13 protein-coding genes are annotated in these 15,841 nt (G+C 61.9%); 1 reads left to right on the forward strand and 12 read right to left on the reverse strand.

The window, feature by feature from the left end; translation table 11 throughout:
• Window positions 1–201: 201 nt before the first annotated feature.
• From QRN54_RS28455 to QRN54_RS28470, 4 genes are all read right to left on the reverse strand, one after another.
• Window positions 202–630 carry a hypothetical protein gene (locus tag QRN54_RS28455; protein WP_228401410.1) on the reverse strand — a complete coding sequence of 143 codons (429 nt, stop codon included), beginning with the start codon at window positions 628–630 and terminating at the stop codon, window positions 202–204.
• A 21-nt stretch (window positions 631–651) separates the two neighbouring features.
• The gene (locus QRN54_RS28460; protein ID WP_003939850.1) at window positions 652–1,320 is read right to left on the reverse strand and encodes a FadR/GntR family transcriptional regulator; all 669 of its coding nucleotides are present in this window, start codon (window positions 1,318–1,320) and stop codon (window positions 652–654) included.
• 102 nt (window positions 1,321–1,422) lie between these two features.
• Window positions 1,423–2,628 (reverse strand): MFS transporter, encoded by a 1,206-nt coding sequence (locus tag QRN54_RS28465; protein ID WP_285183567.1) that lies wholly within the window; start codon window positions 2,626–2,628, stop codon window positions 1,423–1,425.
• Between the two features lie 122 nt (window positions 2,629–2,750).
• The gene (locus QRN54_RS28470) at window positions 2,751–3,725 is read right to left on the reverse strand and encodes a helix-turn-helix transcriptional regulator (RefSeq protein WP_054188476.1); all 975 of its coding nucleotides are present in this window, start codon (window positions 3,723–3,725) and stop codon (window positions 2,751–2,753) included.
• 102 nt (window positions 3,726–3,827) lie between these two features.
• On the opposite strand from QRN54_RS28470, the gene QRN54_RS28475 reads away from it, so the two are divergent.
• Entirely contained in the window at window positions 3,828–4,295 is a 468-nt protein-coding gene (locus QRN54_RS28475; RefSeq protein ID WP_007729793.1) for a VOC family protein, read from the forward strand.
• Between the two features lie 383 nt (window positions 4,296–4,678).
• Here QRN54_RS28475 and aztD read toward each other — a convergent pair whose 3' ends face one another.
• The 8 genes from aztD to benA all read right to left on the reverse strand — a co-directional run bounded on the left by aztD (window position 4,679) and on the right by benA (window position 15,649).
• Window positions 4,679–5,926 carry a zinc metallochaperone AztD gene (aztD, locus tag QRN54_RS28480; protein ID WP_007729787.1) on the reverse strand — a complete coding sequence of 416 codons (1,248 nt, stop codon included), beginning with the start codon at window positions 5,924–5,926 and terminating at the stop codon, window positions 4,679–4,681.
• 62 nt (window positions 5,927–5,988) lie between these two features.
• The gene (locus tag QRN54_RS28485) at window positions 5,989–7,233 is read right to left on the reverse strand and encodes a benzoate/H(+) symporter BenE family transporter (protein WP_285183568.1); all 1,245 of its coding nucleotides are present in this window, start codon (window positions 7,231–7,233) and stop codon (window positions 5,989–5,991) included.
• Between the two features lie 4 nt (window positions 7,234–7,237).
• Window positions 7,238–9,940: a helix-turn-helix transcriptional regulator gene (locus tag QRN54_RS28490; RefSeq protein ID WP_058038299.1), complete on the reverse strand. Its 2,703-nt coding sequence runs from the start codon at window positions 9,938–9,940 to the stop codon at window positions 7,238–7,240.
• A complete protein-coding gene (locus QRN54_RS28495) occupies window positions 9,937–11,322 on the reverse strand; it encodes an MFS transporter (protein ID WP_007729781.1) in 1,386 nt (461 codons plus the stop codon). The genes QRN54_RS28490 and QRN54_RS28495 overlap by 4 nt, the downstream gene beginning before the upstream one ends.
• Before the next feature lie 44 nt (window positions 11,323–11,366).
• The gene (locus QRN54_RS28500) at window positions 11,367–12,149 is read right to left on the reverse strand and encodes a 1,6-dihydroxycyclohexa-2,4-diene-1-carboxylate dehydrogenase (RefSeq protein ID WP_050656063.1); all 783 of its coding nucleotides are present in this window, start codon (window positions 12,147–12,149) and stop codon (window positions 11,367–11,369) included.
• Window positions 12,146–13,699: a benzoate 1,2-dioxygenase electron transfer component BenC gene (gene benC, locus QRN54_RS28505; RefSeq protein ID WP_083056443.1), complete on the reverse strand. Its 1,554-nt coding sequence runs from the start codon at window positions 13,697–13,699 to the stop codon at window positions 12,146–12,148. The genes QRN54_RS28500 and benC overlap by 4 nt, the downstream gene beginning before the upstream one ends.
• Before the next feature lie 31 nt (window positions 13,700–13,730).
• Entirely contained in the window at window positions 13,731–14,240 is a 510-nt protein-coding gene (benB, locus tag QRN54_RS28510) for a benzoate 1,2-dioxygenase small subunit (RefSeq protein ID WP_003939939.1), read from the reverse strand.
• 11 nt (window positions 14,241–14,251) lie between these two features.
• Window positions 14,252–15,649 (reverse strand): benzoate 1,2-dioxygenase large subunit, encoded by a 1,398-nt coding sequence (gene benA / locus QRN54_RS28515; RefSeq protein ID WP_003940124.1) that lies wholly within the window; start codon window positions 15,647–15,649, stop codon window positions 14,252–14,254.
• Window positions 15,650–15,841: the final 192 nt, after the last annotated feature.

A 15,841-nucleotide genomic window follows, 5' to 3' on the forward strand; every position in this document is an offset into this window, starting at 1 on the left:
GCCGCCACAATCGTCCGCGCACACCCACGGCGGAGTTGTTGACCACGTCGGTGACGGCATCTTCGGTGATGTTGATCGTCATGAGAACCCCCCGTTCCACCTCCCATCATACTCGAACATACTTTCGAGTCAAGGGCTTTTTCGAGAAGGTGAGGTGGGCCCGGCCGTCGTGATTCTGTTGTTCGAGAACAGGTTCCGTCATTACTCGACTCGTTGGAGGAAGGGGTGAGGCCAGGCGCCGAGTGCGAGAACGGCGAGGATCGTCTGGACTAGTCCGGTGGTGAAGAAGATGCCCTGCAGCGGCGACCAGGCGAGAACGATGGCGATCTCGACGAAGATCCAGATCATCATGGTCAGGCCGGCGGCCGCGTGCAGGCCCCACGTCAGACGGAACCTGTTGTGCTGAGCGAAGAGCGCGGCGGCCTGGATGCCTCCGACGACAACGCCGAGGAGGATTCCGGGCCAGAAATATGAAGGGAAGACGGTTCCCTCGATCCACTCAGGAGGCAGGCCCATCCCGCCGCCGATCGTCAGGCCCGCCATTCCTACGAGCGCAGAGAGCAGGTTTAGCCACGCGATGGCGGACAGACCGATCCGGAGACCCCGTGGAGGGAGCGATGTGGACGTCATGCCTGACAACGATAGAGAGGGTCAGTCGAGCCCGTCCATGTTCCTGCGCGTTGCCGCGCTGGCAGCGTCGGCATCACCCGCGACGATGGCTTCCACTAGATCTCGGTGGGCAGCGGCTTCGTCGTCGATCGATTCGGGGTCTCGCGCCGCGACGTCGGTGATCACGTCCAGGGCCGAGTTGCGGAGCGTTTCGATGAATGAATCGAACACCATCGACAGCACGCTGTTGTGCGCAGCATTCACCACGGCGCGATGTAGTTCCATGTCAGCGTCGACAAATTCTGTTGGTGTCGAGGCATTTTCACGGGCTTCGAGTGCTGCCTGTAACAGATCGACGTCGGCCGAAGTTCGGCGCATGGCAGCCAGGCGGCCCGCTTCCACTTCCAGGAGTCTGCGTACTTCGTAGACTTCGCGGCGGTCCGAGCGTTTGAGTTCTCGCTCGAGTTCTGTGACCGGTGTCGAGGACATGACGTAGGTGCCGGACCCTTGATGCGAGTAGAGCTGGCCCGACGCAATCAGTGCGCGAACTGCCTCTCTGCCGGTCGAACGCCCGACTCCGAGGAGTGTGCTCAGATCCTGCTCGTTCGGGATTTTGGTCCCGACCGGCCACTCGCCGTCGCCGATGAGGCGCGCAAGTTCGTCCGCGGCTTTCTGTACCAGCGACTGCTGCTTGATCTGGCGCACTGCCATGTGACTGCTCCTGACTGACTCGGTGAACCGCAATGGAGCGGCTCACCGAGTAATACTTCATGTCCTCCGATGAATCTTCAGACTACGGGGCCGTCTTTTGGTTTATCGAAGGGCGATGACGTCCAGTTCGCGCTCCGTCTCGTCTTCCGGGTCGAGGCGTCGATCGCGCAAGGTGAATGCGATGACGGCGCCGACGAACAGCACTGCAGTTGTCGCCCCGATCGCCATGCGCGGTCCGAAGTGATCTGCCAGGTAGCCGAACAGTGGAGATGCGATGCCTCCCACGGACATCGCTAGTCCGAGTGTCACCCCACTTGCTGTGCCGGGGCGATTCGGTAGGTAGTCCTGCGCCAATGTCACCTGTGGTGCGAAGGGCAGGAACATAGCAAATCCGAGACAGACGATTCCCAATTCGGCAACTGCAACGTTCGGAGCGGCAGCGAGCAGCGCCAGTGAAGGTACCGCAAGCAGGTAGCCGAGTCGGATGGATGCGCGTCGACCACGACGGTCCGCGAGGACTCCACCCAGTAGCGTTCCGGCCGCTCCTGCCAATGTGAAGGAGGACAACACGATTGCAGCGCTCGAGGACGATCCGTTCAGTGCGTTGAGCACGAACGGTGAGACCAACGACAGTGTGGTCACGTACGGAATTGACCAACAGACCGTTACCAGCACGAGTCGTGTGAACGAGCGCCAATCGTCTGACACGGGACCGTTCGCTGCCAGTTGCGCACTCAACGACTGGGCTGACTCGGCCGCACCCGTGTTGACCGATCGCGACTGGGCGACCATCCACCAAATAGCCGCCACCGCTGCAGGAACTGCGAGTAGATAGCCGCCGGACAAACCGAGTGAGCCAACCACGAGCGTGACAAACGGTGGCGCCAGCGAGGCGCCCAACGTACCGCCCACGGAGAACACGCTCATGGCTTTCTGTGAATGACCTCCAGCCGCGCGCGCCAAATTTGTGGCGGGAGGATGGTATGCGGCGATGCCGATGCCGGCCACGGCAATTGCCAGCCAAGTGACGATGTAGGTGGTGCTCATCGCTGCCACGACAATGCCTGCTGCGGCCGTCACAAAACCTGTCGGTACCAACCAGTTTCGGCTCTTTCGATCGACCAGCATGCCGAATGCAGGTTGCACGACACTGGATAGTCCGGTCGCGGCGAGCGTGATTCCGGCGACCGCGGAATAGGAATATCCGCGTTCGAGCATCATGAACGGCAACAGTGCAGGCACAGCCCCCTGGTACAGATCGTTCACGACGTGTGTGCCGGTGAGAAATGCAACTTGCCCCTTCTTCATCTCCTTGGGCATCCCTTCGTTCAGGTCTTCAAGTCCTCAGGTCCTCTGAGGACTTGAAAGCTATCACGAACCCGCGGGCGCACGGTTGCGTTGGAGACCTGGATCTCATTCGAGACGACTGACTAACTCTCAGCAGTCGCGGCGTTGCGGGCGGCGAGTTGCGCGAAAGCGTGGGTAAGTTCTGCCGGGCCGACGACATCGATGTCGGTGTCGAATCGGTTGAAGGAGGCTGCCAGCGCCGTCCAAGACCATGATCCGGCTTCGAGACTGCACTGCTCGGGGCCAAGATCTTCGACGATGCCTTCCCCGACAAAGGGAAGAACATAACTGGCTGGTCGATGGAGAACGACCTTGCCATGGCACGGCCAATTGTTGATATGTTCCGATCCTTTGAAGCGCGCGGACACGTATTCGCTGACGTCGCCGCCGGGGATTTCCTTCGGCGTGAACCGGGGACCGTTCGGGGTGCGTGGGGTGATGCGATCGGCGCGGAAGATTCGCCAGTCGTCTCGCGCGAGATCCCACGCGACGAGATACCAGCGACGCTTGGAGGTCACCAGATGATGCGGCTCCACTCGGCGCGGGGGTGTTATTTCGCTGTTGTCGGTTGAGTGGTCGTTCGAGTAATCGAAGCGGAACACCTCGCGACCGCGGACTGCAGCGGAAATCGCTACGAGCACCTCAGGGGACACGGAGTCTGCGTCGCCGGAACCGGCCGAAATCGTGGTGAAACTGAGCGCGTCGAGGCGATGGCGCAGACGCGACGGCATCACTTGCCGCACAGTGGTCAACGCTCGAACCGCATCCTCTTCGATACCGACGCCGGTCAGCGTCGCCGCCTGCAGCGCAACTGCCAGTGCGATGACCTGATCGTCGTCGAACAGCAGGGGTGGCAGCTCGCTGCCGGCGTCGAGTCGGTATCCGCCGTCCGGGCCCATGGTCGCCGCAATGCGGTAACCCATCTCCCTGAGCCGGTCGATATCGCGGCGGACCGTGCGATGGCTGATGTCGAGCCGCTCGGCGAGTAGAGCGCCCGGCCAGTCGCGTCTCGTCTGCAAGAGGGACAGCAGATTCAAGAGTCGAGTGGTGGTCGCCATGCGGTGAGACTACGACGAGTCTAGGACGAAAACAGTCCTATACGGCTGTGAGAGTCGACGTTGTCAGGGAAAACCCGAGCGACGTTCGTACCAGGAGCAGACATGAGCATCAAGACAACGACCCACCTCAACTTCCGCGGAGACGCCCGCGCGGCTCTGGAGTTCTACCAGTCCGTCTTCGGTGGCCAGGTCACGATCGCAACCTACGGCGACTTCGGGATGCCCAAGGAGGTGCCCGGCGCTGAGAACGTCGTGTTCGGCCAGGTGGAGACAGAGGACGGCTTCTGTGTGATGGCATACGACATCCCTGGACAGTCGGGCGGCTCGGCCGGCAACGCAGGCTCGACACACCGCGAGAACGGCACCACGATCACCGACCAACCGTTCTTCGTCTCGGTTCGCGGTGAAACCCTCGAAGAGGTGCAGAACTACTGGGCCAAACTCTCTGCTGGTGCATCGATCATCGAGGGTCTTGCCGCCGCGGCGTGGAGCCCCGGTTTCGGCATGCTCACCGATGCGTTCGGGGTGACGTGGATCCTCGACGTCGCTGCCGGCGAAAACCCAGCCTGATCATTCAGACGACAAAGCCGCTGGCACCGAAAGGTGTCCAGCGGCTCCAGCGCGTCGGTGCCCGTCTTGCGCCTCTCGGCAAGTGGCCACTCGAAGTGGCAATTCTGGGGTGGTACCCGGGGCAAAGAATCGAACACCGACACCATCTCCAACGAACCTCCACACGGAGTTATTCCATGCTGACTTGTGCCGCGGTCAATCGTGGTCCTGCTCATCGCTCAGCTCCAGCAGAGCTGGCGACAACGGCTTCGATTCTCTGAGATGCGCGTCGTAGCACCTCGAGGATTGCCTGGGTATGAGATTCCCTGGTCAGTAGGCGAAGCACGAGAACGGCTCAGGCCCTCATCTCGGTGTGAGATGGGGGCCTGAGGTGAGGATCTGAATCAGCCGGTGACACCGGTCAATTCGTTGGGGGCGTGATCGAGAGTGGTCTCGGTCAGGATGCTGCCGTCCTCGAGGTCGACTGCGATCAGCTTCTTCGACGCTGGGTCGGTGACGTAAGCGGTGTGATCTTCTACGAAGAGCGCGGGCCTGGGCTCTTGCCATTTGGTGGGCTCGGTCCATGCGTCTATGACGGCGATCTTCTTGGTGACGACGCCGGTGTTCGGGTCGATGACGTGGATGGCGCCGTCTGTGCCGAGCACCAGTGCCTCTCCGTGTGGTCCGCGGCCGAGTGAGCGGAAGGTGTAGCTGGTGCCGAGGTCGACGAGCTTAAGTTCGGACGTCGTCGTGTTGGTCAGCGAGACCCGTTGCGGACGTTCGAGTTCGGCGTCCTTGTCGGTCTTGTAATCACCCAGCACGATGTCCGACTCCTCCGAGCCTGCCTGATTTCCGATGCGGCCGTATGCATCCGGACTCTGGACCTTGGTGATCGCTCCGTTCTTGTACACGAGCAACCCGTCCTGGCAGCCCAGCACGATGGCTTCGCCGGCAGCGACTGCTTCGCCGTGGACACCGGGGCACTGTTCGTTGCGCAGGATTTCCTTGCGGTCGGCATCGAGGATGGCAATGCCGTTGCGGGACTCCGAATTTCCGATGGTCGTCAACAGGCTGCCGTCGGCAAGTGCGACCGCAACGCCGTGATGGGGTTCTGGCGTGGTGTACGTCTCGACGCGGGGTTGGCGTTTTGCCAACTGCGCCGGATCGAAGATCTCGACGAGTCCCGAGCCGTCGTTGAAGAGAACGGTTTTTCCGGCATGGCGTACGACGTGTCCGGGCTCGTTGGCTGCGAACTCGACCTCGGACATCGCGGGATCGGCTGTGTAGTAATGAGAATGATCACCGTGAGCCGAAGACCACGTGCCGGTGTCGAGCACCTTGAATGCTTCGCCGGCAGAGATCATGACGTGGCGACCGTCGCCGGCCGGGTTGAGTCGGGTGAAGCCGTCGATCTCGGTCTCGCCGACCACGTCGAGGGAAGTTGCATCCAGCACCAGGACGCCGCCGTCGTACGACACGGCGAGACGTGGTGTTGCCGAGGCCTGTTCGGTTGGTGCGGCCGACGTCGTGGTCGTGGTTTCGGACTGGGCGGAGTCCTTGTTGTCGGACGAGCAACCCGTAACGAGGGCGAGTGAGAGGCCTACTGATGTGGCAAGGGTGAGGCGCCGCGACATGCGGGTGTTGAGGTGCATGGGTATAGATCTACTGCTTAATGTAAATGATTGTCAAAGTCGAGTATGCGAATATTCGCATGTCAGGTGTAGTCGGCTCGTTCGAGCATGCGCGAGGCGATGACCCCGAAGACGAGTCCCCAGAAAGCGGCTCCGATATTGAGTAGTTCGATGTCGGAGATCGTCACGAGGAACGCGATCAAAGCGCCGAAGGTGAATTTCCCGCCGAATGCGGTCACGAAGGCTCCCTGTAAGGCCTTGAGCATGGCCAGACCACCCAGAGTGACGATGAATGCCGTCGGAGTTCCCAACATCATCGCGACGAAAGTCGGGGCGAACAGTCCGAAGACGACGGCGAGTAAGCCGCAGAAGATTCCGGCGGTGTATTGGCGTGTCCGCTCTCCCGACGCCGTGAGCAATGCGTTCGTCGGCCCGGTCAGGCACGTCGAGACACAACCCACCGCCGCGTTCACGAGAGAGAACACACCGCAGGCAACCGTTGCTGCCCCGATCGGCGGTTGATGACCCGCTGCGCGGAGGACTGCGATTCCTTGGCCGTTCTGCACGACGACGACTGTGATCGCCAGCGGTACAACCAGTTCGATCATCGCCTGCCAAGACCAGGTTGGCGTGGTCAGCATCGGATGCGCCAGCCACTCGTGCGCGTCGCCGGCGGAGTTGAATCTTCCGGCCGCGAGTATCACGACCACGCCGACGATCAACGCGCCGAGAACGGGCGGAACGAATCTTCCCAGCTTGGTGAACACGCTCAGAGCGACAAAGGTGGCGATCATCGGCAGAGCGATCACCGCGTCGTGGGCGGGCGCTTCGACCAAATCCGTTCCGAAATGAAGGAAAACGCCTGCCACCATTGCCATTACGATGGGCAAGGGTAATGCGGCCATGATCGGTGTGACCCACCCTGTCAATCCCAACATCAAGATCAGGGCGCCGGTCGCGAAGAACGCTCCGAGCACTTGCTCCCACGGCAGATGCTCCAACGACGCTCCGACGACAACGGTTCCGGGAATCGTCCAGAAGAAGGCCAGCGGCTGCCGGTACAGCCAGGAAGCCGTGATGGTGAGAATGCCGTTGACGAAGAAGGCACCGAAAAGCCAAGAGGCCAATTGGGCTTGACTCAGTCCACCCGCCAACCCCGCAGCGAGAATGACCGCCACCGGCCCGGTGGCCGAGAAGACGATGCCGATGATTCCGTTGGCAATGGACGTTCCGCCGAAGTCGCGCAAGACCCGCTTCGGGCCGTAGAGCGGTTGCGGGAGTGGCTCGGTGACGACGCGAACGGGCGCGGTCGTCGAAGTGTCCGGCATGTTCTCAGTTCTCCTGATGCGGATCCGAAAGCCCTCGGTCGCGGAACAAAGCCGCGAGTTCGCTCCGTGATCGCAGTCCGAGTTTCGCGTACGCGCGCGTGAGGTGATATTGAATGGTCTTGACGGAGAGGAACAATTCGCCGGCAGCTTCCTTGTTGGACTTGCCCGCTGCGACAAGGTCGGCGACGGCTCGTTCTTGCGGGGTCAGGTCGGTGATTCCCTTCTCCGTCCGCGAGAGGTTCAACCCGCCCGCGCGGAGTTCGCGCTCGCAGCGCTCGACGTAAGTAGCGGCGCCCAACGAGTGATACAGCTCGCGGGCGGCGCGGAGGACGACGTCGGCCTCCGCGCGTTTCCCGGCCCGGCGGAGAGTTTGGCCGTAGGCAAAATTGATTCGGGCTCGGTCGTAGGGGAGCGGCAGCGTCTCGATGCCGAGTAGTGCAGCATCGAAACTTTCTCTTGCCGAGTCGAGTTCGCCCCGTGCGCCGTGGATCCGGCCGCGAACGTAGCCGAGACGTGCCGCAGCTGAGCGGTGCTCCCGACGTCGTGCGGTCTGCTCGTGTGGTTGCAGAAAGGCGTCGGCATCATCAGCTCGCCCGACCATGACCAATGCATTGGCGTAGAGATCGACCCACGGCCAGAAGCCCGGCTCGTCGAGCCATTGTTGCGCCTTGCTCGAGGTGAGCGGAGCCAGCGCCACCAGAACTTCGGCGTAGTCGGCGGCGGCCTCGGCAACCTGGGCCCTGGCGAGAAGTGCAGGAACATACATGATTTCGTAGGCGTGAATGCCGGCGTACGCACGTCGCACATGGTCACGGGCCAGTTCCCAGTTGCCGCGCAGAGCGTGAATCTGTGCTCCCGACCAGTGGACCAACGGCCGGATGATCTCGATCTCGAACCGATCCACCTCGGCACCGGCGCCCTCGACGGTCGAGAGCGCTTCGTCCCAGGCGCCGAGAGCGAATTGAGTGCGGGCGAGCCAGGCCTGTGCCCACAGTGAGATTCTTGCCGAACCACTGGAAAACTCTGTGGACACCGCACTTTCGAGGTCGCGTCTGGCGGACTCCGGGTGGTCCAACGCAAGCTCGAGCCATCCGCGTCCCATCTGGAAGCGCTGTGCTTGGGCTCCGGGGCGGACACGATCGGAGAGTTCGGCGTATGCCGCGAGCGCATTCTCGGTTCTTCCGGTAGCACCGAGCCCGAGACCCTTGATCGCTTCGGACTCCACTGCTGCGGGATCAGAAGGGCCCACCAATTCGACTGCACGGTCAACCCACTCGACGAGCGCCGTGCCATCGAGCCGAGCCAGAGAATGCAGGACCATTCGTTGGGCGATCATCGCAGCGATGCCTGGCTCACGATCCACGCTGCAGCTGTCCCACGCTCTGGTCAGAAGATCGGCGGCCTCGGTCGGTCGCCCTCTATGGATGGCGAGGTAGCCGAGGACGGCGTCGCGGAGAGGCCCGCGCGAAATACTCTCGATCTCCGGCACGAAGACCATGGCGCGGGGGATGTCACCCGATCCGGTCAGCGCGTCGACTCCGCGGAGCAGTCGGTCCTCGTGTTCGGTTCGGGCCGTGGTGAGACGGCTTGCCGTGACCATGGCGTCGGCGACTTCCGACCACGCGCCGTCGGATGCTCGTAGTGATGCGTACGCAACGAGTTCGGCGGCGAGGTCCTCGTCATGTGTGGTGCTGGCAGCGGCAAGGTGGAAAAGCCGTTCACCTTCTCCCCAAGCGATCTCGGCTGCGCGTGTGTGCAGCAGATGCAAGTGCGCGGGTCCCAACGCCCCGCGCACTGCGGCCGTGACCATCGTGCTGCTCAGTGACACCTCGGTGCTGCCGTGCTGCTCGTGGACAGAAAGGAGGCCGCTGGCGAAGGCGCTGTCCAAGGCGCCGACCACGTCGTCGATTTCGGCTAGCTGAGCAAGATGCGACAACGTCGTGCTGCGCCCGACAACTGCTGCGGCTTCGATCAACGTTCGTGCTCCCGCCGAACACGTAGCGAGGGCGGCGGCGATCGATACTGCACGATGGCGAGGGACGGGCAAAGTTCGGTGCCATTGGGTCCAATAGGTAGGTGGCAGCTCGTCGAGAAGCGAGACGATGTCGAGTGTGTTGCCCGCGGTGAAGTCCTGAAGGGCAAGCGCGACGCCGGAGCTGAGGTCGATTCCGCTTCGCATGCGCGCGATGTCGATGATGACGGGTGCGTCGATCGGGCTGATGTGCAAACGCGTCGACCAGTGCAGGTCGAGAATCTGCCTGACATCCTCGCGCAGGAACGGCGTTTCCTCGGCGACGAGGACGAACAGCAGTGGTGCCGTTCGGCCTCGATGGAGGGCGGAGGTGATTGCCTGAAGCGAGCTGACATCGCTGTGATGGGCATCGTCGACGACGATCAGGGTCAGTTGCTCCGCTGCGTCGACGATCTCGTGTGCAACGGCGACCGGGTCCGAGTTGGAAACCGGACGTTCGAGTAGTTGTTCGATTACTCCGAAGGCAGTGTTCGATTCCCACTCCAGCCCACGAGCGCGGCGGAGCGTATGAGCGGAAGAGATTTCGGCGAACCGGTCGACGAGAGTGGACTTACCGCTACCGGCATCGCCTTCGACCAGCACGAGAGTCGGCACTCCTGTCTCTGCCGCGGCCAAGGCTCGGCCGAGAACGGCGAGCTCGCGTTCTCGGCCGAGCAACAGGTCACGAAGTGTCACCCGACTACCGTAACGCCGGGCTCACCACGGGTTTCCTTTTCGGCACGGTCTCCATCGGATCGAAGTGCAGTGGCACCCAGATCAGGTGCTTGCTTCGGCACGAAGAAGGTGACGATGGCGCCCAGCACCGCGATGCCGGCGAAGACGTAGAACGCCGATTCGGAACTGATTCCGGCGCTGATCAAACTTCCGCCGATCAGTGGCCCGAATATCCCGCCCAGACGTCCGAATCCGGCGCACCACGCGACACCTGCGGCCCGAGCGGCCGTCGAATAGTAGTTGGACACGAATCCGTAGATCAGAACCTGAGTACCGATGGTTCCGACACCCGCGATGGCAACGGAGGCGAGGAGTACGGGAAGCGGGAACCCGAATGTGAACAGGAGCAGGGCGAGTGCGGCCAGGCCGAAGGTGGTTGCGACAACCCGCTGTGGACCGGTTACGTCTGCGATCTTGGAGGCGAGAAGTCCACCGATGATGGCACCGCCGTTGAGTACCAACAGGAACGAGAGCGAACCCTTCGCGTTGTATCCCGCGTTTTCCATGATCTTGGGCAGCCAGGTGTTCAGTCCGTAGGTCAGGAGGAGGCCGGCGAAGCTCATGAGGCCGAGAAGCGCGGTGCCCCAGACATATTGTCTGCTCGCCAACGCTCGGAAGCCGACCTTCTCGGCTACGGCGTCGTTGGGTCGATCTGTACCGACAGGCAATGGAATTCCGGTTTTCGAGGAAATGGCGCGAGCTTCCTCGACACGTCCGCGAGCAATCAGCCACGCGGGAGACTCGGGCAGTTTGAACCAGGCGAGTGGGAACAGGAACACCAATGGCAGGGCGCCGATGAGGAACAGTCCACGCCATCCGATGGAATCACGGAGAACGATCGCCAGGACGGAAGCCATGACGCCACCGGCCGGGACACCGCTGTAGACGATGGCGTTGAACAGATTGCGGCGTCCCGGCGGCGCGAACTCGGCAATCATGGCTCCGGCGGTGGCGACAAGCCCACCGACACCGATGCCGGTGAAGAACCGCAGCAGACCGAAGGTGGTGATGCTGGTGGCGAACGCTGCCAGTGCCATTCCGACCGAGAACCAGATGATGTTGACCAGCATCATCTTTCGGCGACCGAAGTGATCGCCGATCGCTCCACACGTCAGTGCGCCGACCATCACTCCGACGAGTGCATACGAACCCAACGCGCCGGCCTGAGATGCGGTCAAGGTGCCGATATGGCTGGGGTCGTCCATGAGTACGGGCAGGATCGTGCCGTACACGACCAGGTCGTATCCGTCGAACAGAATGGCAATGGCGGCGATGGTGACCACCCACAACACTGACGAGCGATGGCGGGCACTGGCCCAGGAACCACGTTCGATCGAGGACATGGCGAATCTCCGTTCGAGAGATCAGGAATCGGGGGAGGCTGGATTCAGCCGAGGTCGCCACCGGCGACGGGCAGAACCGTTCCGGTGACATACGAAGCCTCTTCGGAGGCAAGGAAAGTGATAGCAGCAGCCTGTTCGTCCAGGGTGCCGTAACGCTTGAGTAGCGACGAGTCGACGGTCTGGTCGACGATCTGCTGGTACCAGGCTTTCTCCTCGTCGGTCTCGGCACCCGGCCCGCGTGCCACGACGCGTGGTGGCGCCTCGGTTCCGCCGGGAGCGGTTGCCACGACGCGTATTCCGTACTGCGCGACTTCCATCGCCAGTGCAGCGGTGATCGCGCTGACCCCGCCCTTGGCCGCCGCGTAAGGAACACGGTTGACACCGCGGGTGGCGACCGAGGAGACGTTGACGATGGTGCCGCTCGCCTGCTCGATCAGATGGGGCAGTACGGCGCGACACGTCCAGAGCGTGGGGAACAGTGATCGTGTGACCTCGGCTTGTATCTGCTGCGGCGTGTAGTGCTCGTAGGGTTTGGCCCAGATGGTCCCACCGACGTTGTTGACCAGGACGTCGATGCGTCCGAAGCGCTCCAATGCGGAGTCTATTGCATTCTGGGCGCCTTCGAACGTCTCGAGATCCGCGGTCACTGAATGGGAACGCTCCAGCGGTGTCGCGATGTCGTGAACCAGTTCAGCTCGATCCACAAGCGCGACGGAACCACCTTCTGCGGAAACTCTTTCGGCAACGCTGCGCCCGATCCCCTGAGCCGCTCCGGTGACGACCACGACCCGGTCGTCGAACCGGCCGGCGAAGAATCTCGTGCTCACGACGCCACACTTTCCCGAGCGTCAGTGATGGCGCGGTGCATCGTCGACTTGGCGTGTTCGCTGTGCTGGACGATCAGATCACGGGCCGCGGCGCGATCATTCTGCTCGAATGCACTCACGATACGTGAGTGATCCTCCGCGACATGTTCGTCCACCCAATCGGCGGTGCGGAGCACTCGGTTCATCAGTTGTGTGACCTCGAGACGGTGGTATGCCTGCAGCAGCACTTCGTTTCCGGTGCAGCGGAAGAGGAAGTCGTGGAACAGGGCATTGGTTTCGGTGAATGCCGCTGCGTCCGTGAAGTGATCGCGGTCGATGGAAGCAGCCGAGTTCTCCGCCAGAATGCGGTACTCCGTCAACTGTGCCGGAGTGAGGCGGCCGATCGTGAGTTCCATTGCTCCGAGTTCGAGGGCCATCCGAGCGTCGAACTGTGCGTCCGACTCCGTGACCGGCAGATGTTCTTCACCGATCTCGTACGTGCCGGCAGCTGATTCTTCGGCCGAGGCTGCCGGTGAATCAGCCGGTGCTGCCGCATTGTTGAACTTTTCGAAGTAGAAGTTCGTGGGTGTGATCGATACGTCCTTGAAGTGCAGACGTACGGCTTCGACCATCGGCGGCGGGCCGCACAGGTAGACGTCTACGTTGCCGTCGTCGAGGTGATCGGGCTCGATCAAGCCCGTGACATAGCCCTTGTTCGGTGCTGTGCTGTCGGGATCGGATACGCAGTAGTCGAAGGTGAACTGGGGTAGAGACTTCGCGTAGTCGTGCAGTTTGTCGAGTTCGACGAGATCGGTGTCGGAGCTGACGCCGTAGACCAGATGGACGGGCCGAGTGGAGCTTTCGGTACGCATCTTCTCCAGTATGGAGAGCAGCGGGGCCAAGCCGGTTCCACCGGCAAGCAGTAGGGCTCTCCGTTGACCTGACCGGAGGAAGAAGCTACCCATCGGTCCGGTCAATTCGAGAGTGTCGCCTACCTGCGCACGCTGACTGAGATACTCGGACATCAGACCACCCGGGGTGATCTTGACCAGGAACGACGCCGACTCGACCTCAGGGCCGGAGCTGAACGAGTACGACCGCGTCGCTTCGGTTCCGGGAACGAGGATGTTCACGTACTGACCGGGGAGGAAGACCAGATCTGCGCGGTTGTCGACTGCGACGGTGAAACCCACCGTGGAATCCGAATGGCGAATGATCTCGGTGATGGTGGACGTGTACGAACCGGCAGTGGTCTTGGCGACCGCCGACGTGGTGGGAATCTGCAGCACGAGATCAGATTCCGGCACCATCTGGCACGGAAGGCAGTATCCCTGCTCGGCCTCGTCGTCCGTCAGGGCCTCCTCGATGTAGTCGCCGGCGTCGAAAGTACCTGACTCACAGAGTGATTTGCAGGTGCCACATGCTCCGTCGCGGCAGTCGAGCGGAATGTTGATTCGTGCGCGGTACGACGCGTCCGCGACGGTCTCGTCGGTGTTGCATTCGACGAAGCGGGTGATGCCGTCTTCGAAACTCAGGGCTACTTGAAAGGTCGGCGCAGCTTGAATGCTCATGGGAAACAGCTCGATTCGAAGGGAAGTCGTGTCAGAAGTGGTAGATGTCGACCACGTGATGGATGTAGTCGTTCTTGAGGACTACCTTCTTCTTCATGATCAACGGCTGCTCGCCCGAGAAGTCGATCGTGTAGTGCGAGGTGCCGAAGTAGGTGTCGACTGTGTTGTAGCGGAAGTACAGCGTGAACCAATTGAAGCGGACGTCGACGACGAAGCCGCGTTCTTCGATCACTTCCACGTTGGTGATGTTGTGACCGGTGCGGGGCTCGGGAAGGCTTGTCGCGCTGGAACGGTCAGTCCTGATTCGGAACACGCGGTCCTCGATACCGCCGCGATTCGGGTAGTAGATCAGGGAGATCTCTGCGGCCGGGTCCGTGGTCAGCTCGCCGTCGTCCGCCCATGCGGGCATCCAGTACTCGGAATCGGGGTGGTAGCACTCGATCCACTTCTCAAACTCGCGATCGTCCAGATAGCGAGCCTCACGGTAGAGAAACTGCTGCACTGTTTCGAGGGCGACGGCATTGGTGGTGGTGACAGTCATGGTGATCGTCCTCAGATGGTCCGGTTGGAAGCGGCTTGCTCGGCATCTACGGCCGCAAGCATGGCGTCGCGCCAGTACCCGTGCTGAATGGGATACAAGCCTTCGTCCTCGGTCTTGGCTCCGCTCGAGAGCACGCGATTCATGCCGAGATCCTTCGCGACGTCGTTCGGACCGGGAATCTGGTGTGTGACGCCACGGCTGAGGTCGTTCCACGGGGCGCCGGCTGCCTGGTAGGTCTTCTGGCAGGAACGGAACTCTTCGAGATCGTCCGGGGTGGCCATACCGCTGGCATTGAAGAAGTCCTCGTACTGACGGATGCGGTTGCTGCGCGCTTCGGCGCTCTCTCCCTTGGGCGCGATGCAGTAGATGGTGACTTCGGTCTGGTCCACGGAGATCGGACGGAAGTGCCGGATCTGGCTGCTGAATTGATCCATGAGGTAGACGTTCGGGTACAGGCAGAGGTTCCTCGACGCACCGACCATGAATTCGGCCTTCTTGGAACCGAACTGAGCCTCCAGTTCTGCTTTGCGTTCGAACAGGGGTCGGTCCTCGGGATTGCCCCACCACATCCAGAGCAGGAGGTGGCCGTAGTCGTAGGAGAAGTATCCACCGCCCTGCTTCCCCCAGGTGCCGGCGTCCATGGCTTTGGTCTCGTTGGACGATTCACCGGCGGTGCGGCGAGCGGTGGTAGCGGCGTAGTTCCAGTGCGTCGAAGACACGTGGTAGCCGTCGGCACCGTTCTCGGTCTGCAACTTCCAGTTGCCGTCGTAGGTGTAGGTGGATGCACCGCGCAGAACTTCGAGTCCGTCAGGTGACTGATCGACGATCATGTCGATGACCTTCGTGGTGTCACCGAGGTGCTCTTCGAGTGGCAGCACGTCGGGGTTGAGGCTGCCGAAGAGGAAGCCGCGATAGTTCTCGAACCGCGCCACCCTGGTCAGGTCGTGTGAGCCGTCTTTGTTGAACTGCTCCGGATAGCCACCGGTGCGAGCGTCCTTGGCCTTGAGGAGTTTTCCGCTGTTGTTGAAGGTCCAGCCGTGGAACGGGCAGGTGAAGGTGGTTCGGTTGTCGGTCTTACGGCGACAGAGCATCGCACCGCGGTGGCTGCATGCGTTGATCAGCGCACCCAATTCGCCGTCCTTGTTGCGGGTGATCACAATGGGCTGACGGCCCATGTAGGTGGTGAAGTAGTCGCCGACGTTCGGGATCTGGCTCTCGTGCGCGAGGTAGATCCAATTGCCTTCGAAGATGTGCGTCATCTCGAGTTCGAACAGTTGCTCGTCCGTGAAGACGCTGCGCCGCACCTGGTAGCGGCCGGTCTCCGGGTCCTCGACGAGCGCGTCGTCGAGGACGGCGCGGATGTTCGCGAACTGGTCGGTGCCGCGGGCAGCATCCAACATATCCGTCATGGGTGTCCTCCAGATAAGAGTGGGCGCCTACCGAGAGAGCCGAGGGCTGTCGGACCAAATCGGTGGGACCCGCTTTCCGGACGGGGCTGCGTCCGGTACTGAATTCACCTTGACATCGTGTGTCTCGGGTCACACTAGGCAATTGCCTAGTCCTGACCAAGGGTGCAGTGTTCGTCGAATTCTGCTGATGGG

The organism is Rhodococcus sp. MEB032 (genome assembly GCF_030208925.1).
In the GTDB taxonomy this organism is placed as follows: domain Bacteria; phylum Actinomycetota; class Actinomycetes; order Mycobacteriales; family Mycobacteriaceae; genus Rhodococcus_F; species Rhodococcus_F qingshengii.